This is a genomic window from Tardiphaga sp. 42S5, from assembly GCF_034044155.1.
Lineage (GTDB): Bacteria > Pseudomonadota > Alphaproteobacteria > Rhizobiales > Xanthobacteraceae > Tardiphaga > Tardiphaga robiniae.
Map to the genome: position 1 here is coordinate 3,578,717 of NZ_CP139027.1, position 22,742 is coordinate 3,601,458.

Annotated in this window: 20 protein-coding genes; 17 read left to right on the forward strand and 3 right to left on the reverse strand. The window is 62.2% G+C overall.

From position 1 onward, the window contains the following. Positions 1–14 precede the first annotated feature (14 nt). Complete coding sequence (locus SFY93_RS16480; protein ID WP_309944423.1) at positions 15–803, forward strand: energy transducer TonB family protein; 789 nt, start codon at positions 15–17, stop codon at positions 801–803. Between the two features lie 13 nt (positions 804–816). Here the strand turns inward: SFY93_RS16480 and SFY93_RS16485 are convergent, their stop codons facing one another. From SFY93_RS16485 to SFY93_RS16495, 3 genes are all read right to left on the reverse strand, one after another. Beyond that, a complete protein-coding gene (locus SFY93_RS16485; RefSeq protein ID WP_093758877.1) occupies positions 817–1,563 on the reverse strand; it encodes an SDR family NAD(P)-dependent oxidoreductase in 747 nt (248 codons plus the stop codon). Positions 1,564–1,579: 16 nt separating this feature from the next. After that, positions 1,580–2,314 carry an SDR family oxidoreductase gene (locus SFY93_RS16490; protein ID WP_068730627.1) on the reverse strand — a complete coding sequence of 245 codons (735 nt, stop codon included), beginning with the start codon at positions 2,312–2,314 and terminating at the stop codon, positions 1,580–1,582. A 120-nt stretch (positions 2,315–2,434) separates the two neighbouring features. After that, positions 2,435–4,273, reverse strand: coding sequence for an IlvD/Edd family dehydratase (locus tag SFY93_RS16495; protein WP_320443874.1), 1,839 nt, complete (start codon positions 4,271–4,273; stop codon positions 2,435–2,437). Between the two features lie 234 nt (positions 4,274–4,507). On the opposite strand from SFY93_RS16495, the gene SFY93_RS16500 reads away from it, so the two are divergent. The 16 genes from SFY93_RS16500 (at position 4,508) to SFY93_RS16575 (ending at position 22,707) form a co-directional block, all read left to right on the forward strand. Beyond that, positions 4,508–5,575 (forward strand): ABC transporter ATP-binding protein, encoded by a 1,068-nt coding sequence (locus SFY93_RS16500; RefSeq protein WP_089267200.1) that lies wholly within the window; start codon positions 4,508–4,510, stop codon positions 5,573–5,575. A gap of 73 nt (positions 5,576–5,648) precedes the next feature. Next, on the forward strand, positions 5,649–6,974 hold the full coding sequence (locus SFY93_RS16505) for an ABC transporter substrate-binding protein (protein WP_320443875.1): 1,326 nt from the start codon (positions 5,649–5,651) through the stop codon (positions 6,972–6,974). A gap of 98 nt (positions 6,975–7,072) precedes the next feature. After that, positions 7,073–7,486, forward strand: coding sequence for a RidA family protein (locus SFY93_RS16510; protein WP_320443876.1), 414 nt, complete (start codon positions 7,073–7,075; stop codon positions 7,484–7,486). Between the two features lie 70 nt (positions 7,487–7,556). Then, complete coding sequence (locus SFY93_RS16515) at positions 7,557–8,516, forward strand: carbohydrate ABC transporter permease (protein ID WP_320443877.1); 960 nt, start codon at positions 7,557–7,559, stop codon at positions 8,514–8,516. Further along, the gene (locus SFY93_RS16520) at positions 8,509–9,426 is read left to right on the forward strand and encodes a carbohydrate ABC transporter permease (RefSeq protein WP_320443878.1); all 918 of its coding nucleotides are present in this window, start codon (positions 8,509–8,511) and stop codon (positions 9,424–9,426) included. The genes SFY93_RS16515 and SFY93_RS16520 overlap by 8 nt, the downstream gene beginning before the upstream one ends. 164 nt (positions 9,427–9,590) lie before the next feature. After that, a complete protein-coding gene (denD, locus tag SFY93_RS16525; protein ID WP_320443879.1) occupies positions 9,591–10,577 on the forward strand; it encodes a D-erythronate dehydrogenase in 987 nt (328 codons plus the stop codon). Between the two features lie 217 nt (positions 10,578–10,794). Next, a complete protein-coding gene (locus tag SFY93_RS16530; RefSeq protein WP_320443880.1) occupies positions 10,795–12,018 on the forward strand; it encodes a CaiB/BaiF CoA transferase family protein in 1,224 nt (407 codons plus the stop codon). A 17-nt stretch (positions 12,019–12,035) separates the two neighbouring features. Next, positions 12,036–12,959, forward strand: coding sequence for a sugar kinase (locus tag SFY93_RS16535; RefSeq protein WP_320443881.1), 924 nt, complete (start codon positions 12,036–12,038; stop codon positions 12,957–12,959). A 13-nt stretch (positions 12,960–12,972) separates the two neighbouring features. Further along, a complete protein-coding gene (gene eda / locus SFY93_RS16540; RefSeq protein ID WP_320443882.1) occupies positions 12,973–13,635 on the forward strand; it encodes a bifunctional 4-hydroxy-2-oxoglutarate aldolase/2-dehydro-3-deoxy-phosphogluconate aldolase in 663 nt (220 codons plus the stop codon). A 48-nt stretch (positions 13,636–13,683) separates the two neighbouring features. Beyond that, positions 13,684–14,853 (forward strand): acetyl-CoA acetyltransferase, encoded by a 1,170-nt coding sequence (locus SFY93_RS16545; protein WP_320443883.1) that lies wholly within the window; start codon positions 13,684–13,686, stop codon positions 14,851–14,853. 21 nt (positions 14,854–14,874) lie between these two features. Beyond that, the gene (locus SFY93_RS16550; RefSeq protein WP_320443884.1) at positions 14,875–16,428 is read left to right on the forward strand and encodes a class I adenylate-forming enzyme family protein; all 1,554 of its coding nucleotides are present in this window, start codon (positions 14,875–14,877) and stop codon (positions 16,426–16,428) included. 142 nt (positions 16,429–16,570) lie between these two features. After that, a complete protein-coding gene (locus tag SFY93_RS16555) occupies positions 16,571–17,794 on the forward strand; it encodes a CaiB/BaiF CoA transferase family protein (RefSeq protein ID WP_320443885.1) in 1,224 nt (407 codons plus the stop codon). 3 nt (positions 17,795–17,797) lie between these two features. Beyond that, positions 17,798–18,964 (forward strand): acyl-CoA dehydrogenase family protein, encoded by a 1,167-nt coding sequence (locus SFY93_RS16560; RefSeq protein WP_320443886.1) that lies wholly within the window; start codon positions 17,798–17,800, stop codon positions 18,962–18,964. 166 nt (positions 18,965–19,130) lie between these two features. After that, positions 19,131–20,267 carry a thiolase family protein gene (locus SFY93_RS16565; RefSeq protein WP_320443887.1) on the forward strand — a complete coding sequence of 379 codons (1,137 nt, stop codon included), beginning with the start codon at positions 19,131–19,133 and terminating at the stop codon, positions 20,265–20,267. Next, on the forward strand, positions 20,264–20,632 hold the full coding sequence (locus SFY93_RS16570) for a Zn-ribbon domain-containing OB-fold protein (protein WP_320443888.1): 369 nt from the start codon (positions 20,264–20,266) through the stop codon (positions 20,630–20,632). Before SFY93_RS16565 ends, SFY93_RS16570 begins: the two co-directional genes overlap by 4 nt. After that, complete coding sequence (locus tag SFY93_RS16575) at positions 20,629–22,707, forward strand: acetate--CoA ligase family protein (RefSeq protein ID WP_320443889.1); 2,079 nt, start codon at positions 20,629–20,631, stop codon at positions 22,705–22,707. The genes SFY93_RS16570 and SFY93_RS16575 overlap by 4 nt, the downstream gene beginning before the upstream one ends. The last annotated feature ends 35 nt before the right edge of the window (positions 22,708–22,742 follow it).

Consider the following 22,742-nt stretch of genomic DNA (forward strand, 5'->3'; position numbering starts at 1 on the left):
GTTACGGAAGCGCTATGTCCGAGCTCGATAGAAAGTCGTCCTGGCGACTGTGGCTGATCGCGGCGCTTGTCGCCGTGCTGCTGCATGTCGGCGGCATCGCTGCGGCTGTGTTCGAGATGCAGCAGGAAGAGGACGACGACGGCCTCGGCGCCAATGCCATTGAAGTCGGGATGGAAATGGTGTCGCCCGACGTGGAGCCGACCGATCTTCCGCAGGGCCCGGATTCGGAGGCCTCGACCGCATCTCCGGCCGTTCAGGAGCAGAAGGCTGTCGAGAAGCAGAGCGATCTCCCCAAGGAGACGCCGCATGAGAGCGAAGAACCCGATCAGGTCGTGACCGAGAGCAAGGCGACCAAGCCGGAAGAAGAGACACCCGAAAAGGCGCAAAAACAGCAGCAGGCGTCGCAGGAATCCGTGGCGTCGGAAGCTGCCGCACAGCAGAAGCTCGATGATTCCAAGACCGGCGAGAAAGCCCAGGCGCAGCAGGGCGGCATCGGCACCGACAAGAAGCGCCTGTCGACAATCTGGTCCAAGCAGCTCAGCGCCTATCTCGAAAAGAACAAGCGCTATCCGCAGGAGCGCCAGCAGAAGACGGCCGAAGTGACGGTGAATTTCGAGATCGACCGAGTCGGCAAGGTCCTGGCTGTGCGAGTCGTGAAGGGCTCCGGCGACGCCGCATTCGACGAGGCCGCGGTCGCCATGGTCCGCCGCTCAGACCCGCTGCCGGCGCCGCCGCCGTTGATCGCCGACGACGGCCTGAGCTTCACCGTGCCCGTGATCTTCCGCGTCAAGGGCAAGGGCTGATGAGAAGGGCGACTTAGTAGGTCGCCCGTCCGCCCGAAATATCGAACACCGCACCGGTCGAGAAGGCGCAGTCTTCCGAGGCCAGCCAGGCAGCCATTGCGGCCAGTTCCTGCACCAATACGAAACGTCCTTTCGGAATCTTCGACAGCATGAAGTTGATGTGCTGTTCGGTCATCTGGTCGAAGATCGCCGTCTTCGCCGCCGCAGGCGTGATGGCGTTGACGTTGATCTCGTGACCGGCCAGTTCCTTGCCGAGCGACTTGGTCAGCGCGATCAGGCCGGCCTTCGATGCCGAATAGTGCGAGGCGTTTGGATTGCCTTCCTTGCCGGCGATCGAGGCGATGTTGACGATGCGGCCGTAATTCTGCTTCAGCATCACTGGCACGACGGCCTTGCAGCACAGGAACGGGCCGTCAAGATTGATGCGCATCACCTTGCGCCAATCGTCGTAATCGATCTCCCACACCGGCTTGTTGAATCCAGTGATGCCGGCATTGTTGACCAGGATATCGATCTTGCCGAACTCTTGAAGCGTCGCAGCGCGAGCTTCATCAATTGAAGCCACGTCGGTGACGTCGACTTTGAGGGCGATCACTTCGTCGCCGATTTCGCTCGCCGTTTTTACGGCCAGGTCAATATCCTGATCCCAGATCGCCACTTTGGCGCCGGAAGCGACGAAACGTTCGGTGATCGCGCGGCCAAAGCCCTGGGCGCCGCCCGTGACCACGGCGCAGCGGCCGTTCAAATCGATCTTGTTCATGATGCGATGTCCTCGGTTACAGCGTCCAGCCGCCGTCGATGATGTGCGCGACGCCGGTGGTGAAGGCGCTCTCGTCGCTGGCGAGATAGACGGCGAGGGATGCGATCTCCTCGGCGGTGCCGAGACGTCCCATCGGCTGCCGGCTCACGAACAGCTCGCGGCCATTCGGGCCTGCGGCTGCGGCGCGGTCGAGCATCGACGGCGTTTCGATCGTGCCGGGGCAGATGGCGTTGCAGCGAATGCCTTTGGTGATGTAGTCGACAGCCACAGCACGGGTGAGGGCGGCGACGGCAGCTTTGGTTGCGCCATAGACGTAGCGGTTCGGCGCTGCCTTGAAGACACCGGCGGCGGAGGAAATGTTGACAATCGCACCATTGCCGCGCGCGAGCATGCCGGGCAGGAATGCACGGATGGTCCGGTGCATCGATTTGACGTTGAGGTCGAACGAGAAGTCCCAGTCGGAATCGGAGCATTCCAGTGCTGCGCCGTGATGCACGAAGCCGGCGGCGTTGAGCAGGATGTCGATATCGCCGACCTTCTTCGCCATCGCTTCGACGGCAGCCGTGTCGCGCACGTCGAGCCGTGCGGTCTCGGCGATACCGTCCTTGGTCAGCAGCGCCACGCCCTTGTCGTCGATATCGGTGGCGAACACCGTCGCCCCTTCGCGCGCAAAAGCCAGCGCGCAGGCCCGGCCGATGCCGACGGCGCCCGCGGTGACGAAGGCGCGTTTGCCTTTCAAGCGGTCAGACATGTGAAATCTCCCTGAGACATTTTTGTTTTGGGCGTCATACGCGGGCTTGACCCGCGTATCCATCTTGCTGCGAAGGAAGTTGGATTGCCGGGTCAAGCCCGGCAATGACACCGTTGGCTGCTAGTGATTATGCCGCGCCGTCCCGACCGTGCCGGCGATATCGCGATAACGTGTCGCCAGTTCGAGACATGCGCCGGTGGCCTGCTGGCCGACGGTGTTGCGATAGAGCTCCTGCCACGGCGTCTGGTTGGCCGGATATTTGAAGCCGCCATTCGCCATCAGTTCGGCGCGACGTCGCTTCAGCTCTTCGTCGGAGATCAGGATATTCGCCGAGCCCTTGTTGAGATCGATGCGCACCTTGTCGCCTGTTTTCAGGATTGCGAGGCCGCCATTGGCTGCCGCTTCAGGCGTCGCATTGAGGATCGACGGCGAGCCGGATGTGCCCGACTGCCGGCCATCGCCGATACAGGGCAGCGATAGAATGCCGCGTTTGATCAGCGCTGCCGGTGGCTGCATGTTCACGACTTCCGCGCCGCCGGGATAGCCGATCGGACCGGTGCCGCGCACGAACAGGATGCAATGCTCGTCGATATCCAGCGAGGCATCGTCGATGCGGTCGTGATAATCCTCCGGCCCCTCGAACACGATGGCGCGGCCTTCAAATGCGTTCGGATCCTTCGGATTGATCAGATAGCGATCGCGGAATTCCTTGGAGATCACCGAGGTCTTCATGATCGCGGAATCAAACAGATTGCCGCGCAACACGAGGAAGCCGGCATCAGCCACCAGCGGTTTGTCATAGGACCAGATCACGTCGTTGTCGGGCTTGGGCGAGGCGGCGCAATTTTCCCCCATGGTCTTGCCGTTCACCGTGATCACATCCTCGTGGATGCGCTTGTGCCTCATCAGCTCGCGGACCACCGAGGGCACACCACCGGCGCGATGATATTCCTCGCCGAGATAGAAGCCGGCCGGCTGCATGTTGACCAGCAGCGGTACGTCATGGCCGAATTTCTGCCAGTCGTCGATATCGAGTTCGACGCCGATATGACGCGCGAGCGCGTTGATATGGATCGGCGCGTTGGTCGAACCGCCAATGGCGGAGTTGACCACGATGCAGTTCTCGAAGGCCTTGCGCGTCAGAATGTCCGACGGCTTGAGGTCCTCCCACACCATGTCGACGATACGGCTGCCCGTCTCATAGGCAATCTGGCCGCGCTCACGATAGGGCGCCGGAATCGCCGCGCAGCCGGGCAGTGACATGCCCAATGCTTCGGCCAGCGAGTTCATCGTCGACGCGGTGCCCATGGTGTTGCAATGGCCGACCGACGGCGCTGAGGACGCGACCAGCGTCATGAATTCTTCGTAGCCGATCTCGCCGGCAGCCAGCCGTTCACGCGATTTCCACACCACGGTGCCGGAGCCGGTGCGTTGGCCTTCGTACCAACCATTCAACATCGGCCCGCCGGACAACACGATCGCGGGCAGATTTACGGTAGCCGCTGCCATCAGGCAGGCAGGCGTGGTTTTGTCGCAGCCGGTTGTCAGCACCACGCCATCGAGCGGATAGCCGAACAGGATTTCCACAAGGCCGAGATAAGCGAGGTTGCGATCAAGCGCCGCAGTCGGCCGCTTCCCGGTCTCCTGGATCGGATGTACCGGGAATTCCATCACCAGACCGCCAGCGGCGGTAATGCCTTCGCGTACGCGCTTGGCGAGTTCGAGATGATGGCGATTGCAGGGCGACAGGTCGTTGCCGGTCTGCGCAATGCCGATGATCGGCTTGCCGGACTGCAATTCGTGACGCGTCAGGCCGTAATTCAGATAGCGCTCAAGATAGAGTGCAGTCATTCCGGGATTGTGGGGATCGTTGAACCATTCGCTCGAACGAAGTTTGCGCTTGGTTGCCTTTGCAGGCGAGGTCCCCGCAGTCGGCGTGGACGAAGTCGACTTGGTCATCATTTCTCCCGCAGCGCACACTTTATATCTTGGTGCGTCGTCTCTTTTGATTGGTCACGAATGTTTGCACGCCACTGGCTGCTTCGCAATGTTTGCATCTGCGAAGTTTTTCTACGACTATGATCCAACGACACGCCGCCAGAAAATCTGGTAGGATGTCAGACAAGTAAGAACAGGCGCCTCCGGCAATCGGAGGACGCAGTCTCTAAAATGGGACATTTGGGAGGGAAATGTATGGCGTCCGTGCAGATTCACGACGTTCGTAAGTCTTTTGGCGGTTTTGAGGTTCTCCACGGCGTATCGGTCCCCATCGAGGATGGCCAATTCGTGGTTTTGGTTGGGCCATCCGGCTGCGGAAAATCCACATTGCTGCGCATGTTGGCGGGCTTGGAGAAGATCACCTCCGGCACGATTTCGATCGGCGATCGCGTGGTCAATGATGTCCAGCCGAAAGAGCGCGACATCGCCATGGTGTTCCAGAATTACGCGCTGTATCCGCATATGACGGTTGCCCAGAATATGGGCTTTTCGCTCAAGCTGCGCGGCGCCGACAAAAGCGAGATCGATCAGAAGGTCAATCGCGCCGCCGATATTCTGGATTTGAGGCGATTGCTTGAGCGTTTCCCCCGGCAGTTGTCGGGTGGTCAGCGTCAGCGCGTCGCCATGGGCCGCGCCATTGTGCGTGACCCGCAGGTGTTTTTGTTCGACGAGCCACTGTCGAATCTCGATGCCAAGCTGCGCGTCGCCATGCGCGCCGAGATCAAGGAACTGCATCAGCGCCTCAAGACCACGACGGTCTATGTGACGCATGACCAGATCGAGGCCATGACCATGGCCGACAAGATCGTGGTGATGCAGGACGGCATCGTCGAGCAGATGGGCGCACCATTGGAGCTCTACGATCGTCCCGAGAACAAGTTCGTCGCCGGCTTCATCGGATCGCCCGCGATGAATTTCCTCGAAGGCACGCTGAAGGTGAATGGTGGCCAGCCCTGGGTCGAGACCGCCAATGGCGCGAAGCTGCCGATTACGGCAGCGCCTGCGGCAGGGAACGACAAGGCTGTCACTTACGGCATTCGTCCCGAGCATCTCGAATTCGCCGATGACGGTATCGAGGCCGAGGTCGTGGTGGTCGAGCCGATGGGGTCGGAGACTCAGGTCGTCGCACGCATCGGCACCCAGGACATCATCGCGATCTTCCGTGATCGCCGTCCGGTCGCGCCGGGCGACAAGATTCATCTCAGGCCGCGCGCGAATTCGGCGCATCTGTTCGACAAGGAGACCGGCAAGCGCGTCAACTGACGCGCTTTTCCGCCAAATCAATTTCAAAACATTGGTCGATCAACGAACCAATATTACAGGGAGAAGACGAAAGATGACTGGATTTACACCGGATCGCCGATCTCTGCTCAAGGGCGGCGCGATCACGCTTGCTGCTGCGGCGACCATGTCCGCGGATCAATTGCTGGGCTACGCGAAAGCGTGGGCGCAGGCCTCACAGTGGAAGCCGGAAGCCGGCGCCAAGATCAACCTGCTGCGCTGGAAACGCTTCGTCGAAGCCGAAGACGTGGCCTTCATGAAGATCGTCGACGCCTTCCAGAAGGCGACCGGCGTCACGATCAACGTCTCCAACGAATCCTATGACGACCTTCAGCCGAAGGCCTCGGTCGCGGCGAATACCGGGCAGGGCCTCGACATGGTCTGGGGTCTGTACTCCCTGCCGTTCCTGTTCCCGACCAAGTGCATGGACGTCTCCGACGTCGCAGACTATCTCGGTAAGAAGAACGGCGGCTGGGCCGAGTCCGGCAAACAGTACGGCATGTATAATGGCAAGTGGATCGGCGTTCCGGTCGCCGCGACCGGTGGCCTCGTGAACTACCGCGTCGCTGCTGCGGAAAAGGCCGGCCACAAGACGTTCCCGAACGATCTCGGCGGGTTCCAGGATCTGTTCAAGGGCATGAACAAAAACGGCACCCCGGGCGGCATGGCGCTGGGCCACGCTTCGGGCGATGCCAATGGCTGGGTGCACTGGGCGCTGTGGGCCCATGGCGGCAAGCTGATCGACAAGGACAACAAGGTCACGATCAATTCTCCGGAGACCGCGAAGTCACTGGAATACGTCAAGTCGCTCTATGACAACTTCATTCCGGGCACTGCGTCGTGGAACGACTCGTCGAACAACAAGGCGTTCCTCGCCGGCCAGCTGCATCTGACCACCAACGGTATCTCGGTCTATGTGACCGCGAAGAAGGAAGCCCCGGCGATTGCCGAAGACATGAACCATGCGCATTTGCCCGTCGGTCTGGATGGCAAGCGGCGTGAGCTCCATCTCGGTTTCCCGATCCTGATCTTCTCCTTCACCAAGTTCCCGCAGGCCTGCAAGGCGTTCACCGCCTTCATGATGGAGCCCGAGCAGTTCAACCCGTGGGTCGAGTCGGCCCAGGGCTATCTGTCGCCGTTCCAGCTTGCTTTCGAGAAGAACCCGATCTGGACCGCCGATCCGAAGAACACGCCATATCGCGACGTGGCTTCGACGGCAACGACCCCGGCGGGCGAAGCGCAGATGAGCGAGAACGCGGCGGCGGCGATCGCCGATTTCGTGGTCGTCGACATGTACGCCAATTACTGCACGGGCCGCGAGGATGTGAAGACCGCGATGTCGTCTGCCGAGCGCGCGGCGAAGCGCATCTTCCGCGCCTGAGGACGACCTTGCCGGCGCGGAGCGACCCGCGCCGGCAACTCTCCGCAGCAGCCGTGAGTCTCGTTTCACAAAAGGCTGCCTGAACGATGGGAATAGGAATGCCTGAGACCGACTACAAGACTGTTCTCCCCGAGGGCTGGGCACGGCCGCGTGGTTTTGCGCATGCGGTGGTGGCTGGCGGCACGCAGAGCGTCCGCATCTCCGGTCAGCTCGGCAAGCAGAACGGGCAGGGCGAGGTCGCCGAGGGATCCGACTTCGGGACGCAGTGGCGCTACGCAATGGAGAATCTCGTCACCGTGCTGAAGGCGGCGGGCGGCGAACCCAAGCAAATCGTGATGCTGCGCGCCTATGTGACCGACATCAACGCATTCAAGACGTCCGGCGCCGCCATTGGCGAAGCCTGGAGCGCTACACTCGGCAAGCATTTTCCAGCAATGACATTGGTTCAGGTTTCCGCCCTGATCGATCCGCACGCACGTGTCGAGATCGAGGGCGAAGCGATCCTGCCCTAACCGGATAGTGATGCATGACTGACTGCACGACATCAGACCGAAGCCGACATCCGACTGGAGCTATCTTGCAATGACCACGATCCAGACATCGATGCCGGGGGCAGGGAAAGTGATCCCCAGATCCTCGACCTGGGACCGGCTGCGGATCAACCGCAACTGGCTCGCACTGTGGTTCATGCTGCCGGCCGCGGCATTCCTGCTGCTGTTCCTCGCTTACCCGCTGTTCCTCGGCGTCTGGATGAGCTTCACCGATGATCGCATCGGCCGCGGCGGCGTGTTTGTCGGCCTCGAGAACTATGAATGGCTGCGTGACGATTCCATCTTCTGGCTCTCGGTGTTCAACACGCTGCTCTATACGCTCGTCGCCTCGGCCATCAAATTCGCCGTCGGCCTCTATCTGGCGCTGCTCTTGAACCGGCATATGCCGTTCAAGGCGCTGATCCGCGCCGCGGTGCTGATCCCGTTCATCGTGCCGACAGTGTTGTCGGCCATCGCGTTCTGGTGGATCTACGACTCGCAGTTTTCGATCATCTCGTGGTCGCTGATCAAAATGGGTCTGATCGACCACAACATTAATTTCCTGGGCGACAGCAACTGGGCACGAGGGAGCGTGATCTTCGCCAATATCTGGCGCGGCGTGCCGTTTGTGGCGATTACGTTGCTGGCGGGCCTGCAGACCGTGTCGCCGTCGCTCTATGAAGCGGCGACGCTGGACGGTGCAACCTCGTGGCAGCGCTTCCGCTTCATCACCTATCCGTTGCTGACGCCGATCATTGCGGTCGTCATGACCTTCTCGGTGCTGTTTACGTTTACCGACTTCCAGCTGATCTGGGCACTGACCCGCGGCGGTCCGGTGAATGCAACGCATCTGATGGCGACGCTGAGCTATCAGCGCGGCATTCTTTCGGGTCGGCTCGGTGAGGGCGCCGCCATCGCTACCGCCATGATCCCGTTCCTCCTGGCAGCCATCGCCATTTCCTGGTTCGGCATGCAACGCCGCAAGTGGCAGCAAGGCACTGACAATGACTGATCACGCCGTAGATCACCGCACAGCCGTCGCGCCGACCGTCGAGAAGGACGATCACAGCGAGGGCATGGCCTATCTGGAGTCGCTGCCGAGGCGCATCGTCACGCTCTATATCCCGCTGTTCATCATCGTGGTGATCCTGCTATTCCCGTTCTACTGGATGGCGCTCACCTCGATCAAACCCGACGAGCAATTGATCGACATGGAGCGGTTCAATCCGTTCTGGGTGATCAAGCCGACCTTCAAGCACATTCAAAAGCTGCTGTTCGAGACCAACTATCCGCAGTGGCTCTGGAACACGATGTATGTGGCAGCGGCTTCGACATTTCTGTCGATCGTCGCTAGTGTTCTCGCGGCCTATGCGATCGTGCGGCTGCGCTTCCGCGGCGCGCAGACGGTCGGCGCGCTGATCTTCATGGCCTATCTCGTGCCACCGTCGATCCTGTTCATTCCGCTGGCGACCGTCATCCAGGCCTATGGCTTGTTCGACTCGCCGATCTCACTGATCCTGGTTTATCCGACACTGCTCATCCCGTTCTCGACCTGGCTCCTGATGGGTTATTTCAAGACCATCCCGTTCGAGCTCGAAGAGTGCGCGTTGATCGACGGCGCCTCGCGCTGGCAGATCCTGGTGAAGATCATCATCCCGCTGGCGGTGCCCGGCCTGATCTCGGCCTTCATCTTCTCATTCACGCTGTGCTGGAACGAGTTCATCTATGCGCTGACCTTCCTGCAATCGACCCAGAACAAGACTGTGCCGGTGGCCATCGTCAACGAATTCGTCGACGGTGACATCTATAAATGGGGCTCGCTGATGGCCGGCGCGCTGGTCGGCTCGCTGCCGCTGGTGATCCTGTATGCTTTCTTCGTCGAGCACTATGTGTCGGCGATGACGGGCGCGGTGAAGGAGTAGGCGGCTTACCCAATGTACCGCCCTCATCCTGAGGAGCGGTCGTCTTCGACCGCGTCTCGAAGGATGGCCGTAGTCTCATTCATGGTTCGAGACGGCGCCAAAGAGGCGCCTCCTCACCATGAGGGCCAGAGTTGAACCCAAGAACAACAAGAAGGAGTTTTCCCTTGCACATCCTCATCCTCGGCGCCGCCGGCATGGTTGGCCGCAAGCTCACAGAGAAACTGGTTCGCGACGGCCGTCTCGGCAATCGCGACATCACCCGCATGACGCTGCAGGATGTGGTGGCGCCGGCAAAGCCCGCGGGCGCGTCGATCCCGATCGAACTGGTGACATCGGACTTCGCCGATCCAAAGACGGCTGCGCCGCTGGTCGCCCACAAACCGGAGGTGATCTTCCATCTCGCCGCCATCGTATCGGGGGAGGCGGAGGCCGATTTTGACAAGGGCTATCGCATCAATCTCGACGGCACCCGCTACCTGATTGACGCTATCCGCGCCATCGGCGGCGGTTACAAGCCGCGGCTGGTCTTCACCTCGTCCATCGCGGTGTTCGGCGCGCCGTTCCCCGACAAGATCGGTGACGAGTTCATTCACACGCCGCTGACCTCTTACGGCACGCAAAAGTCGATCTGCGAAATGCTGATCGCCGACTACACCCGCAAGGGCGTCCTGGACGGCATTGGCATCCGCCTGCCGACGATCTGTGTTCGCCCGGGCGCGCCGAACAAGGCCGCTTCCGGTTTCTTCTCCAACATCATCCGCGAACCGCTGGCCGGCAAGGAAGCCATCCTGCCGGTGTCCGAGGATGTCCGCCACTGGCACGCATCGCCGCGCTCTGCCGTGGGCTTCCTCGTCCACGCCGGCACGATGGATCTTCAAGCGATGGGCCCGCGGCGTAATCTCAGCATGCCCGGCATGTCGGTGACCGTCGGCGAGCAGATCGCCGCACTGGATCGCGTGGCCGGCAAGAACGTCGTCGCCCGCATCAAGCGCGAGACCGATCCGGTCATCACTGGCATCGTGTCCGGCTGGCCACGCGACTTCGACACCGCACGTGCGCTGAAGCTCGGCTTCACCACCGCCGAGAAAACCTTCGACGACATCATCCGCATCCATATCGAGGACGAACTCGGCGGCAAGTTCGTCGATTGAAGTCTTGAACGCTCTCCCGCCTAGCGACGCTTCGCTTCGACGGGCGGGGAGCGCTCGCCACGCACGCCAAGCCCGCTGCGAAGCCCACCGTTCCGCCCGCTGGAACGGGATAGCCCTCATGCTCACAAAGCAGTGCACGCGGGCTGATTTTCCTGTAAGCGCTCGCCTCACACGTTCACCGTGGCCGACGCGACGAACAATATAGCAGGAGGAATGCATGCCGGCTCTGCCGCTTTCGGGCATCAAGGTTATCGACATGACGCGGGTGCTTGCCGGCCCGATCGCCGGTCAGATGCTCGGCGATTTCGGCGCTGAGGTCATCAAGATCGAACGCCCTGGAACCGGCGACGATTCCCGCGCGTTCGGCCCTCCTTATCTGAACGACCCGGACGGTGGCAGGCACGACAATTCGTTCTATCTCTGCGCCAATCGGAACAAGAAGTCGGTCACGGTCAATGTGGCCAAGCCTGAAGGCCAGGAGATCATTCGCGAACTCGTCAAGACGGCCGACGTGTTGTTGGAAAATTACAAAGTAGGCGACCTTAAGCGGTATGGCCTCGACTACGAGGCGATCAAAGCCATCAACCCGCGCATCATCTACTGCTCCGTGACGGGCTTCGGACAAACAGGTCCCTATGCCACGCGTGCCGGCTACGATGCGATCCTGCAGGCGATGGGCGGTCTCATGAGCGTCACCGGCCATCTCGACGGCGAGCCTGGCGAAGGCCCCATGAAGGTCGGCCCCTCGATCGTGGACTATATGACCGGCCTGAACGCCTCCATCGGCGTGATGTCGGCGCTCTATCACCGCGACGCTGGCGGCGGCGAGGGACAGCATGTCGATGCTTGTCTCTTCGATACGGTGATCGCCTCTTTGTCGCATTGGCTCCAACCCTATCTCATCAACGGCAAAGTCCCGCCGCGCCGCGGCACCTGGGGTAATGGCGGCATGCCTGCCGGCGTATTCCGTTGCACCGACGGCGAGGTGATGATCGTCAATGGCAATGACGGCCAGTTTCAGCGGACCTGCGAAGTGCTCGGAGAGCCCGACCTGGCCAAGGATCCACGCTTCCTGAAGAACAACGATCGCGTCCAACACGGCAAGGAGATCATGGCCATCTTCGCCGGTCTCTTCCTGAAGCAGCCCGTCGCCTACTGGCTCGAACGCCTGGAGGCCGTCGGCGTACCTTCCGGCCCGATCAATGATTTTGATCAAGTTTTTGCGGACCCTCACGTCCAGTCCCGCGGCATGCGCGTGAAAGTGGACCATCCTTTCGAACCGGCGCTGTCGCTCGTCCGAAATCCGCTGATGTTCTCGGGCACGCCGGTCACCGAATATCGCGCGCCGCCGCTTCTTGGCTCGAATACGGACGAAATCCTGGCCACCATCGGTTACGACGGCGAAAAGATCGGCGCGCTCAGGAAAAAGGGCATCGTCTAGACTGGTCAGAGGTTTCGATGCGGATCGCCAGCATCGGCGAATGCATGATCGAGCTGCGTCAGATGCCGGGTGGGCACCTGACGCGGTCCTTTGGCGGCGACACGCTGAACACTGCCGTCTACCTTGCTCGGCTTGGCGCGGAGGTCGATTATGTCACCGCGCTCGGTGACGATCCGCTCAGCGACGAGATGATTACCGGCTGGCAGGCTGAGGGCATCGGCACTGAGCGTGTGCTACGCCTCAAGGGCAAGCTACCCGGTTTGTATATGATCGAGACCAATGATGCGGGCGAGCGCCGCTTCTATCACTGGCGCGATGCGTCAGCTGTCCGCAGCTTGCTAAGTCTACCCGAGACCGACGCGCTGCTGTCCGCGCTCGCGGACTACGATCTGATCTATCTCTCGGCCATCACACTGTCGCTGTTCGACGTGGAGGGCCGTGATCGCCTGATTGCAGCGCTTCAACAAGCGCGCGGTGCAGGCGTCCGCGTCGCCTTCGATACCAATTTCCGCGCGAGGGGCTGGCCCGATCTCGATCTGGCGCGCGCCGCGTTTCAGGATGCTTTTGCGGTCTCCGATATCGTGCTCGCCTCGGTCGAGGACTTGTTACCGCTCTATCCCGGCGAGGCCGAGGACAAGCTGCTGTCGCGCGTTGAAGCCGATGAAGTGGTGCTCAAGCGCGATAGCCCCGCGAGCATCATACGCCACAACGGCGAGCCGCAGCGCGTCGAGGCCGAGCCGGTCAGGGGCGCGGTGGTCGATACCACCGCGGCCGGCGACAGTTTCGCTGCGGCCCATCTGCATGCACGTCTGAGCGGCGCTCAGCCTGTCGCCGCCGCAAAGGCAGGTCACTATCTCGCCGGCACGGTCGTCTGCCACCCCGGCGCGATCATCCCGCGCGCGGCGATGCCCGATATGATCGTGTTCGACACACCCTCATGAGAGGACCATCCGCATGAACAAGCCTCTCGATATCGGTCGGCGTCAGGATCATCTGCGAAAGCTGCTGAAGGCAGCATTCGTCGTTCCCGTGCTCACGATCGAACGTGTCGCCGACGCCGTACCGCTTGCGCGGGCACTGGTCGCCGGCGGTATCCGCACGCTGGAAATCACCTTGCGCACCGAGGCTGCGGTGGAGGCGGCGAAGGCCGTCATCGCCGAAGTGCCGGAGGCCATTGTTGGCATCGGCACGGTGCTCACGCCGGCGGATTTCCAGAAGGCCTATGCCATCGGGGCGCGGTTCACGGTCAGTCCCGGCGCGACGCGCGAATTGCTGGACATCGCAGCGTCCAGCGATCTGCCATTCCTGCCGGGCGTCGCCTCGGCCTCGGAACTGATGCAGGCGCGCGAACGCGGTTTTGATGTGCTCAAGTTCTTCCCCGCGGAACAGGCCGGTGGCATCGCGATGCTACGGGCATGGAGCGGGCCATTTCCTGACGTGAAATTCTGCCCTACGGGCGGGATCGGCGAGGCCAATGCGGCGAGCTGGCTCAGCGAGCCGATGGTTCTGGCGGTCGGCGGGTCCTGGATCTGTCCGTCGTCGATGGTACATTCCGGCGACTGGGCAGGCATAACGGCCATGTGCGCGCGGACTATGAAAACCCTGCAAGCGCCATGAAGCCGGGCTATAACGGGCTCAATACTTGAAATCGAAGGGGAGACGACCATGACTGCCAGCATCGTTGGTTGGGCGCATATGCCTTTCGGAAAATTCGACGCCGAGACCGTCGAGAGCATGGTGGTTCGCGTCGCGACCGAAGCCATGGCCGATGCGGGCATCTCCGCCAGTGATGTCGATGAAATCGTGCTCGGCCATTTCAATGCGGGCTTCTCGCCGCAGGACTTTACCGCGTCGCTGGTGCTGCAGGCCGATCCCGCATTGCGCTTCAAGCCCGCCACCCGCGTCGAGAATGCCTGTGCCACCGGTTCGGCCGCCGTACATCAGGGCATCAAGTCGATCGCCGCCGGGGCTGCCAAGATCGTTCTCGTGGTCGGTGTCGAACAGATGACCCGCACGCCCGGACCTGAAATCGGCAAGAACCTGCTGCGCGCTTCTTACTTGCCGGAAGACGGCGAGACGCCCGCAGGCTTCGCCGGTGTGTTCGGCGGGATCGCGCAAAAATACTTCCAGAAATATGGCGACCAGTCCGATGCGCTGGCCATGATTGCCGCCAAGAACCACGCCAACGGTGTCCACAATCCCTATGCGCAGATGCGCAAGGATGTCGGCTTCGAATTCTGTCGCTCCGAAAGCGACAAGAATCCGTTCGTCGCGGGCCCCTTGAAGCGCACCGACTGCTCGCTGGTGTCCGACGGCGCCGCGGCATTGGTGCTGACGGATTCCGAGACCGCCAAGACCATGGGCAAGGCGGTCAACATCAAGGCCACCGGCCATGCGCAGGATTTCCTGCCGATGTCGAAGCGCGACATCCTTCAATTCGAGGGCTGCACCGTGGCCTGGCAGAAGGCGCTGACATCTGCAGGCGTCGAGATCGGCGACCTCTCTTTCGTTGAGACCCATGACTGCTTCACCGTCGCCGAGCTGATCGAATATGAAGCGATGGGCCTGACGCCGCGCGGGCAGGGTGCACGCGCCATCAAGGAAGGCTGGACCCAGAAGGACGGCAAGCTGCCGGTCAATCCGTCGGGCGGCCTGAAAGCCAAGGGCCATCCGATCGGCGCCACCGGTGTGTCGATGCATGTGCTCAGCGCGATGCAATTGCTGGGTCAGGCGCCAGAGGGCATGCAGATCAAAAATGCAAAACTCGCCGGCATCTTCAATATGGGTGGCGCCGCAGTGGCGAACTACGTTTCGATCCTCGAGCCCGCGAAGTAACGCGCAAGCGAGGGCGACACCATGAATGTCGCACAATGGCTGGCATTGTCGGCGCGTCTGCATCCGCAGGCGCCGGCGCTGCTGACCGGCACCACGGTCCAGGCTGACTACAAAACCTTTGCGCGCCGCGCCGCGGCCATCGGTGCTGGCCTCGTGCGCGATTACGGCATTCAGCCTGGCGACCGCGTCGCACTGTTCGCGTCAAACTGCACCGAATATCTCGAATGCATGTATGCGGTGTGGTGGATCGGCGCTGTCGTCATCCCGATCAATGCCAAGCTGCATGGCCGCGAGGCCGCGTGGATCTGCGACAATGCCGGCGCGAGGCTGGCCTTTGTCGACGACGACAGCCGGTCGGCACTGGTTCAGGTCGAGGAAGACCTGCCGACCGGCATGCAGATGCTGTCCATCGACAGCGAGACGTTTCACGAATTGCAGCATGGCGAGCCGGTGTCCGCAGTGCCACTGTCCCGTGACGACAACGATCTCGCCTGGCTGTTCTACACCTCCGGCACCACTGGGCGGCCGAAGGGCGTGATGCTCAGCCATGGCAATCTGGTGGCCATGTCCATGTGCTATCTCGCCGATGTCGATCAGGTCCACCGGAAGGACGCTATCCTCTATGCCGCGCCGATCTCGCATGGCGCCGGTCTGTACAATTTTATCCATGTCCGCATGGCCGCGCGCCACGTCGTGCCGGAGAGCCAGGGCTTCGAGCCCGATGAAGTGCTCGATCTCGGCAAGGCGCTCGGCGATGTCGCGATGTTTGCAGCACCCACCATGGTGCGCCGGCTGGTCGATGCGGCGAAGAAGCGTGGCGAGACCGGCGAGGGCATCCGTACCATCGTCTATGGGGGCGGGCCGATGTATCTGGCTGACATTCGCGACGCCATCGCGGCCATGGGGCAGCGCTTCGTGCAGATCTATGGCCAGGGTGAATCGCCGATGACGATCACCTCGCTGCCGCGCGCCTTCCACGCCGATACCGAACACCCGCGCTATCTCGAACGCCTTGCTTCGGTCGGCCCGGCGCAGAGCGTGATGTCGGTGCGGATTACCGATGCCGACGGCAAGCCTTTGCCGGTGGGCAAAACCGGCGAGGTCGAAGCCAAGGGGCCGGCCGTGATGCTCGGCTACTGGAACAACGACAAGGCCAATGCCGAGACGCTGAAGGACGGATGGCTGCGCACCGGCGATGTCGGCCGGCTTGACGAAGACGGCTTTCTCACGCTGTCCGACCGCTCCAAGGACGTCATCATTTCCGGCGGTACCAATATCTATCCGCGCGAGGTCGAGGAGGCGCTGCTGACGCATCCCGCCGTGCGGGAAGTGTCGGCGATTGGCGTGCCCGAGCCGGACTGGGGCGAGGTTGTGGTCGCCTGTGTGGTGCTGGAGCCTGGCGCGTCGGCTGACGACGCTGCGCTCGACGCGCATTGCCTCGCCAATATCGCCCGTTTCAAGCGCCCCAAGCGCTACGTCTATCTGGATGCGCTGCCGAAGAACAATTATGGCAAGGTGCTCAAGACCGAGCTGCGGGAGATGATGCGCGCTTCGGCGTCAGCGGGGGCCGGCTAGTCGTTACCACTTTGACGCGTACCGGCATCCCACGCATACGGCCCCGCGTCTGGCGCCCTTGCGCCCGCCGAACGCCTCCCGCTAAGACGAAGGCAACAGGGCGCACTGGCGCCTGATCACACGCTTTCGGGAGCAAACGACTTTGACGGGACCACTCCACGGGATCAGGATCATCGACATGACCTCGGTGATGATGGGGCCTTACTGCACCCAGACGCTGGGTGACTACGGCGCCGATGTGATCAAGGTGGAGTCTCCCGATGGAGACGTGGTTCGGTCAATCGGGCCGATGCGCAATCCCGGGATGGGCCCGATTTTCCTGAATACCAATCGCAGCAAGCGCTGCGTCTGCATCGACCTCAAGAAGGAAGAGGGCCGCGCGGCACTCCTGAAGCTGGTCGAGACCGCCGACGTGCTGGTCTACAATGTCCGCCCGGCGGCAATGGCGCGGCTCAATCTCGGCTATGACGTCATGGCCAAGATCAATCCGCGGCTGATCTATGCCGGCGTGTTCGGCTTCAGCCAGGCCGGCCCCTATGCCGCCAAGCCCGCTTATGACGACCTGATCCAGGGTGCCACCGCGCTGCCCGCATTGAATGCGCGCATCAGCAGTGACGGTGTGCCGCGCTATGTGCCGAATGCGCTGGTCGATCGCATCGTCGGGCTCACCGCGCTTGGCGCCATCCTCGCCAGCGTCGTGCATCGCGACAAGACCGGCGAGGGCCAGCGCGTCGACATCCCGATGTTCGAGACCATGGCGAGCTTCATGATGGGCGACCACATGGGCGGCCTCACTTACGATCCGCCGCTCGACAAGGGCGGCTACGGCCGTCACCTGTCGCCGGACCGCCGGCCGTACCAGACTTCGGACGGCTATATCTGCGCGATGGTCTATAACGACAAGCAGTGGAAGAGCTTCCTCAAGCATGTCGGCCGCGAGGAGCTGTTTGACGATCCGCGCTTCGCGACCTTCCCGCAGCGCATCCAGCATATCGACACGGTGAATGCCGAACTGTCGCGCATCTTCAAGACCAGGACGACGGCGGAATGGGCGAAGCTGCTCGATGACGCCGACGTGCCGTCAACCCCGATGCACACGCTGGAAAGCATGATGCAGGATCCGCATATGCTGGCGACCGACTTCTTCCAGCAGGTCGAGCATCCGACCGAAGGTGCGATCCGCAGCATGAAGGTGTCGGCGACCTGGTCGAAGACCCCGGTCAATCCGACGCGCCTTGCCTCGCATCTCGGCGAACAGAATGCCGAGGTGCTGGCCGAGATCGGCTATACGGCCGATCAGATCGAGAAAATGCACAAGGATGGCGTGCTCCGACAGGCCGCTATCCCAGATACGTCGGAGCTGTAACACATGGATTTCGCCCTCGACACCAACCAGGAATCCATCCGCGACGCCATCGAGAAGATCTGCGTGCGTTTCGACGATGCCTATTGGCTGAAGAAGGACAAGGAGGGCGGTTTCCCCATCGACTTCCACAAGGCGATGGCCGATGCCGGCTGGCTCGGCATCTGTATTCCCGAGGAATATGGCGGTTCGGGTTTGGGGATCACCGAGGCCGCGATCATGATGCGGGCGATTTCGGAATCCGGCGCCGGCATGTCGGGTGCGTCAGCCGTGCATATGAATGTGTTCGGCCTCAATCCGGTGGTGGTGTTTGGCACGCCCGAACAGTGCGCGCGCATGCTGCCGCCCATCGTGGACGGCACCGAGAAATCCTGCTTCGCGGTGACCGAGCCGAACACGGGCCTCAACACCACGCAGCTCAAGACCCGCGCCGTGCGCAAGGGCGATCGCTACATCGTCAACGGCCAGAAGGTCTGGATCTCCACCGCACAGGTCGCCGAGAAGATCCTGCTGCTGGCGCGCACCACGCCGCTGGAAGACGTGAAGAGTCCCACGCATGGGCTCAGCCTGTTCTATACGGATCTCGACCGTTCCAAGATCGCCGTGCACGAGATCGAGAAGCTCGGCCGCAAGGCGGTGGACTCCAACGAGCTGTTCATTGCCGATTTCGAAATTCCGGTCGAGGATCGCATCGGCGAAGAGGGGCACGGCTTCGAATATATCCTGCACGGCATGAACCCCGAGCGCATCCTGATCGCCGCGGAAGCCGTCGGTCTCGGCAAGGCTGCACTGAGGAAGGCGGCCGATTACGCCAAGGTGCGCAACGTGTTCAACCGCCCGATCGGCCAGAACCAGGCGATCCAGCATCCCCTGGCGAAGAACTGGATGGAGCTCGAAGCCGCCTGGTTGATGGTGCTGTCGGCCGGCTGGCAATATGACCAGGGACTGCCCTGTGGCCCTGCCGCGAATTCGGCGAAGTATCTCGCGGGCGAAGCCGGCTATCACGCCTGCGAGCAGGCGGTGATGACCCATGGCGGTTTCGGTTATGCCAAGGAATATCACGTCGAGCGCTATTTGCGGGAGTCACTGATCCCGCGTATCGCCCCGATCAGCCGCGAGCTGATCCTGAGCTTCATCGCCGAGAAGGCGCTCGGTTTGCCGAAGTCGTATTGATGCGTGATCGCGCCAACACGCTCAGCATGTCGTCCCCGCGAAGGCGGGGACCCATAACCTCCGAGTTTGTAGTGAGGCGCTGTGGTTGCGGCCGCGTTCTAACTTCGCTTCCCGAGGCTATGGGTCCCCGCCTCCGCGGGGACGACAATCGAGTTTGGAGCGACGCATGAGCTACATCACCGGCGTCGGTCTTCTCCCTTACGGCAAGCACGAGGGCTCATCGACCATCGACCTGATGAGCCGCGCCGCCGAGCTGGCGCTGGCCGATGCCGGCCTCAAGCGTGGCGATATCGATGGCTTCCTGTGCGGCTATTCCACCACCATGCCGCATATCATGCTGGCCACCGTGTTTGCCGAGCATTTCGGCATCACGCCATCCTATGCCCATGCCATCCAGGTCGGTGGCGCCACCGGGATGGCGATGGCCATGCTGGCGCATCAGCTTGTCGAGGGCGGCGTCGCCAGACACGTCCTCGTGGTTGGCGGCGAGAACCGGCTCACCGGCCAGAGCCGCGATGCCTCGATCCAGGCGCTGGCCCAAGTCGGCCATCCCACCTATGAAGTGCCGCTCGGCCCGACTATCCCGGCCTATTACGGCCTCGTTGCTAACCGCTACCTGCACGAATACGGCGTGACGCAGGAAGACCTCGCCGAATTCGCCGTGCTGATGCGCAAGCATGCGCTGACTCATCCCGGTGCGCAGTTTCACGAACCGATCACCGTCGCCGACGTGATGGCCTCGAAGACCATTGCCACGCCGCTCAAACTGCTCGACTGCTGCCCGGTGTCCGATGGCGGCGCGGCCTTCGTGGTCAGCTATGAGCCGACCAGTTCAACCAAAATCCGCGTCCGCGGCGCTGCGCAGGCACATACGCATCAACACATTACCGCTGCGCCGGCATTGTCCGAACTCGGCGCCGAGATCGCCATCGCGCGCGCGAAGAAGATGACGGGCATCGAAATCTCCGACGTGCGCTATGCCGCGGTCTATGACAGCTTCACCATCACACTGGCGATGCTGCTGGAAGATCTCGGTCTCGCCGGCCGCGGCGAGGCAGCGGCGCAAGTGCGCGCCGGTCACTTCAGCCAGCACGGCGCGATGCCGCTCAACACCCATGGCGGTCTACTGAGCTACGGCCATTGCGGCGTTGGTGGTGCCATGGCGCATCTCGTCGAAACACATCTGCAGATGACGGGCAGGGCCGAGAACCGTCAGGTCAGGGATGCTTCCGTCGCGCTGCTGCACGGTGACGGCGGTGTGCTGTCGTCCCATGTCAGCATGTTCCTGGAGCGCGTATCATGAGCGAGCTCAAGCCTGCCGTCGACTGGACCACCGGGACTGAAGCCATCAGCTATCAGTCCTGCCGCGCCTGCCAGTCGATCCAGTATTTCCGTCGCAGTTTTTGCGCGGCCTGCGGGTCGCCCGATCTCGACGACAAGCAAGCGAGCGGCGAGGGCACCGTCTATGCGACATCGCTCGTACTGCGCGCCGGGACGCCGGAAGCGCGCGAGCATGTGCCCTATAATATTCTGCTCATCGACACCGCCGAAGGCTTTCGTATGATGGCCCACGGCGCCAACGATCTCGTCATCGGCGACAGAGTGAAAGCCGTCTACCGGCAATTCACCGGCCGCCTCGTACCGTTCTTCGAAAAGACTCCTCAATGAGCCGCCTGCGCTTTGCCCTCGATCCGAAATCCGTGGCCATCATCGGCGCCTCGGAAAGTCCCAACAAGGTCGGCGGCCGTCCGGTCCACTATCTCCAGAAGTTCGGCTTCAAGGGCAAGATCTACCCGATCAATCCGTCGCGCACGGAGATCCAGGGCGAGAAGTGCTACAAGAGCCTCGCCGATCTGCCGGAAGCGCCGGAAATGGTGATCGTCGCCGTCGCCGGCGACAATGTCATCGGCGCTGTCGAGGATTGCGCCAAGGCCGGCGTCAAGATCGCACTGGTGATGGCCTCGGGCTTTGGCGAGGTCGACGCGGTCGCCGGCAAGGCGAAAGAGCGCCGCATGGTCGAGATCGCGCATAAACACGGCATGCGCATCGTTGGCCCGAATACACAGGGCCTCGCCAATTTCGGCACCGGCGCCATTGCGTCGTTCTCCACCATGTTCATGGAGTTCGAGTGCGTCGAAGGCCATGTCGCCATGCTCAGCCAGAGCGGCGCGCTGTCCACGGTGCCGGTCGGCTTCCTCAATCCGCGGGGCATCGGCGTCCGTCACAGCCACGCCACCGGCAATGACTCGGACATCACCGTCGGCGAACTTGCCATCGCGGTGGCCGAAGATCCGGAAGTGAAGCTGATGCTGCTCTATCTCGAGAGCATTCCGGAGAAGAAGTATCTGGAGGAACTCTCCGAAGTCGCACTCCATCGCAACCTGCCGATTATCGCGCTGAAATCCGGCCGCACCGATGCCGGCAAGGCGGCGGCGCAGTCGCATACCGGTGCGCTCGCCAATGAGGATCGCGTCGTGGACGCCTTCCTCGAACATCACGGCATCTGGCGCGCGCCGGATATGCGCGGCCTCGTCGAGGCCACGGAGCTTTATCTCAAGGGCTGGAAGCCGCAGGGCCGTCGCCTGGTCGCGATCAGCAATTCCGGCGCGGTCTGCGTGATGACCGCGGATGCTGCTTCGACCGTCGGCATGCCGATGGCCAAGCTGGCACCCGAGACCGACAAGAAGCTGAAGGGCATCCTGCCAAGCTTCGCCACCACGACCAACCCGATCGATCTCACCGCGGCGCTGCTGTCGAACAGCCGGCTGTTCGGCGACATCCTGCCGGTGATCGCCGAAGATCCTGCGGCCGATGCTTTTGTCATTGGCGTGCCCGTGGCGGGCCCGGGCTACGACGTCCCGGCCTTCGCGCGCGACAGTGCCGCTTTCGCTGAGCAGACCGGCAAGCCGCTGGTGGTCGCCGCGACGCAGCCCAGCGTCGCCAAGGAGTTCCAGGCCCAGGGTGTCTCGGTGTTCCCGACCGAGGTCGAGGCGGTCACCGCGCTGAATCAATATGTGTCGCATCATGAGCTGATGGCGCGCGTGAAGGCGCGCAAGCGAGTTCCGTCGTCCACATTGATCTCGGCCGACAAGACCGTGATGATGAATGAAGCCGACAGCCTCGCTCTGCTGGCATCGCGCGGCATCCCGGTGGTGCCGTATCGACTCGTGCATTCCCGCGCTGAAGCCGAGGCGGCATTCGATACCATAGGCGGCAAAGTGGTGGTGAAGGGCTGCTCGGCCGACATCGCCCACAAGTCGGAACTTGGACTGGTCAAGCTCGGCGTCGCCTCGCGCGAGGCGGTCGGTGAGGTCTATGCCGAGATGGAAGAGATCATCCGTAAGCAGGGTTCGCGCTTCGACGGCGTCATCGTCGCCGCCATGACCGGCGGTCGCCGCGAGATCGTGATCGGCGCGCATCGTGATCCCGTCTTCGGCCCGGTGGTCATGGTTGGCGACGGCGGCAAATATGTCGAGGTGTTCAAGGACACCACACTGTTGCTGCCGCCTTTCATCAGGGACGATGCCAAGCGCGCGCTGGCGAAGCTGCGCATCGCGCCACTGTTCGAAGGCGTCCGCGGTGAGCCGCCGATGGATGTGGATGCGCTGGTCGATGCGATGGTGAAGATCGGAGAGTTGATGGCGGATACGTCCGCCAAGGTGATGAGCATCGACCTCAATCCGGTGATGCTGAATACGAACGGCTGCGTCGTGGTGGACGCCGTGGTGTTCAAGGGCGAGTAGGGCGCCTGGACAGATCGGCCAGCCGGAGAGAAGGA

What these genes read in the sequence shown, in the direction of transcription:
- SFY93_RS16495 (WP_320443874.1), bottom strand. Translation starts at nt 4,273, where the DNA reads ATGACCAAGTCGACTTCGTCCACGCCGACTGCGGGGACCTCGCCTGCA.
- SFY93_RS16480 (WP_309944423.1), top strand. Translation starts at nt 15, where the DNA reads ATGTCCGAGCTCGATAGAAAGTCGTCCTGGCGACTGTGGCTGATCGCG.
- SFY93_RS16530 (WP_320443880.1), top strand. Translation starts at nt 10,795, where the DNA reads ATGCCGGCTCTGCCGCTTTCGGGCATCAAGGTTATCGACATGACGCGG.
- SFY93_RS16515 (WP_320443877.1), top strand. Translation starts at nt 7,557, where the DNA reads ATGACCACGATCCAGACATCGATGCCGGGGGCAGGGAAAGTGATCCCC.
- SFY93_RS16490 (WP_068730627.1), bottom strand. Translation starts at nt 2,314, where the DNA reads ATGTCTGACCGCTTGAAAGGCAAACGCGCCTTCGTCACCGCGGGCGCC.
- SFY93_RS16500 (WP_089267200.1), top strand. Translation starts at nt 4,508, where the DNA reads ATGGCGTCCGTGCAGATTCACGACGTTCGTAAGTCTTTTGGCGGTTTT.
- SFY93_RS16550 (WP_320443884.1), top strand. Translation starts at nt 14,875, where the DNA reads ATGAATGTCGCACAATGGCTGGCATTGTCGGCGCGTCTGCATCCGCAG.
- SFY93_RS16570 (WP_320443888.1), top strand. Translation starts at nt 20,264, where the DNA reads ATGAGCGAGCTCAAGCCTGCCGTCGACTGGACCACCGGGACTGAAGCC.
- SFY93_RS16520 (WP_320443878.1), top strand. Translation starts at nt 8,509, where the DNA reads ATGACTGATCACGCCGTAGATCACCGCACAGCCGTCGCGCCGACCGTC.
- SFY93_RS16485 (WP_093758877.1), bottom strand. Translation starts at nt 1,563, where the DNA reads ATGAACAAGATCGATTTGAACGGCCGCTGCGCCGTGGTCACGGGCGGC.
- SFY93_RS16560 (WP_320443886.1), top strand. Translation starts at nt 17,798, where the DNA reads ATGGATTTCGCCCTCGACACCAACCAGGAATCCATCCGCGACGCCATC.
- SFY93_RS16575 (WP_320443889.1), top strand. Translation starts at nt 20,629, where the DNA reads ATGAGCCGCCTGCGCTTTGCCCTCGATCCGAAATCCGTGGCCATCATC.
- SFY93_RS16535 (WP_320443881.1), top strand. Translation starts at nt 12,036, where the DNA reads ATGCGGATCGCCAGCATCGGCGAATGCATGATCGAGCTGCGTCAGATG.
- SFY93_RS16545 (WP_320443883.1), top strand. Translation starts at nt 13,684, where the DNA reads ATGACTGCCAGCATCGTTGGTTGGGCGCATATGCCTTTCGGAAAATTC.
- SFY93_RS16565 (WP_320443887.1), top strand. Translation starts at nt 19,131, where the DNA reads ATGAGCTACATCACCGGCGTCGGTCTTCTCCCTTACGGCAAGCACGAG.
- eda (WP_320443882.1), top strand. Translation starts at nt 12,973, where the DNA reads ATGAACAAGCCTCTCGATATCGGTCGGCGTCAGGATCATCTGCGAAAG.
- SFY93_RS16510 (WP_320443876.1), top strand. Translation starts at nt 7,073, where the DNA reads ATGCCTGAGACCGACTACAAGACTGTTCTCCCCGAGGGCTGGGCACGG.
- SFY93_RS16505 (WP_320443875.1), top strand. Translation starts at nt 5,649, where the DNA reads ATGACTGGATTTACACCGGATCGCCGATCTCTGCTCAAGGGCGGCGCG.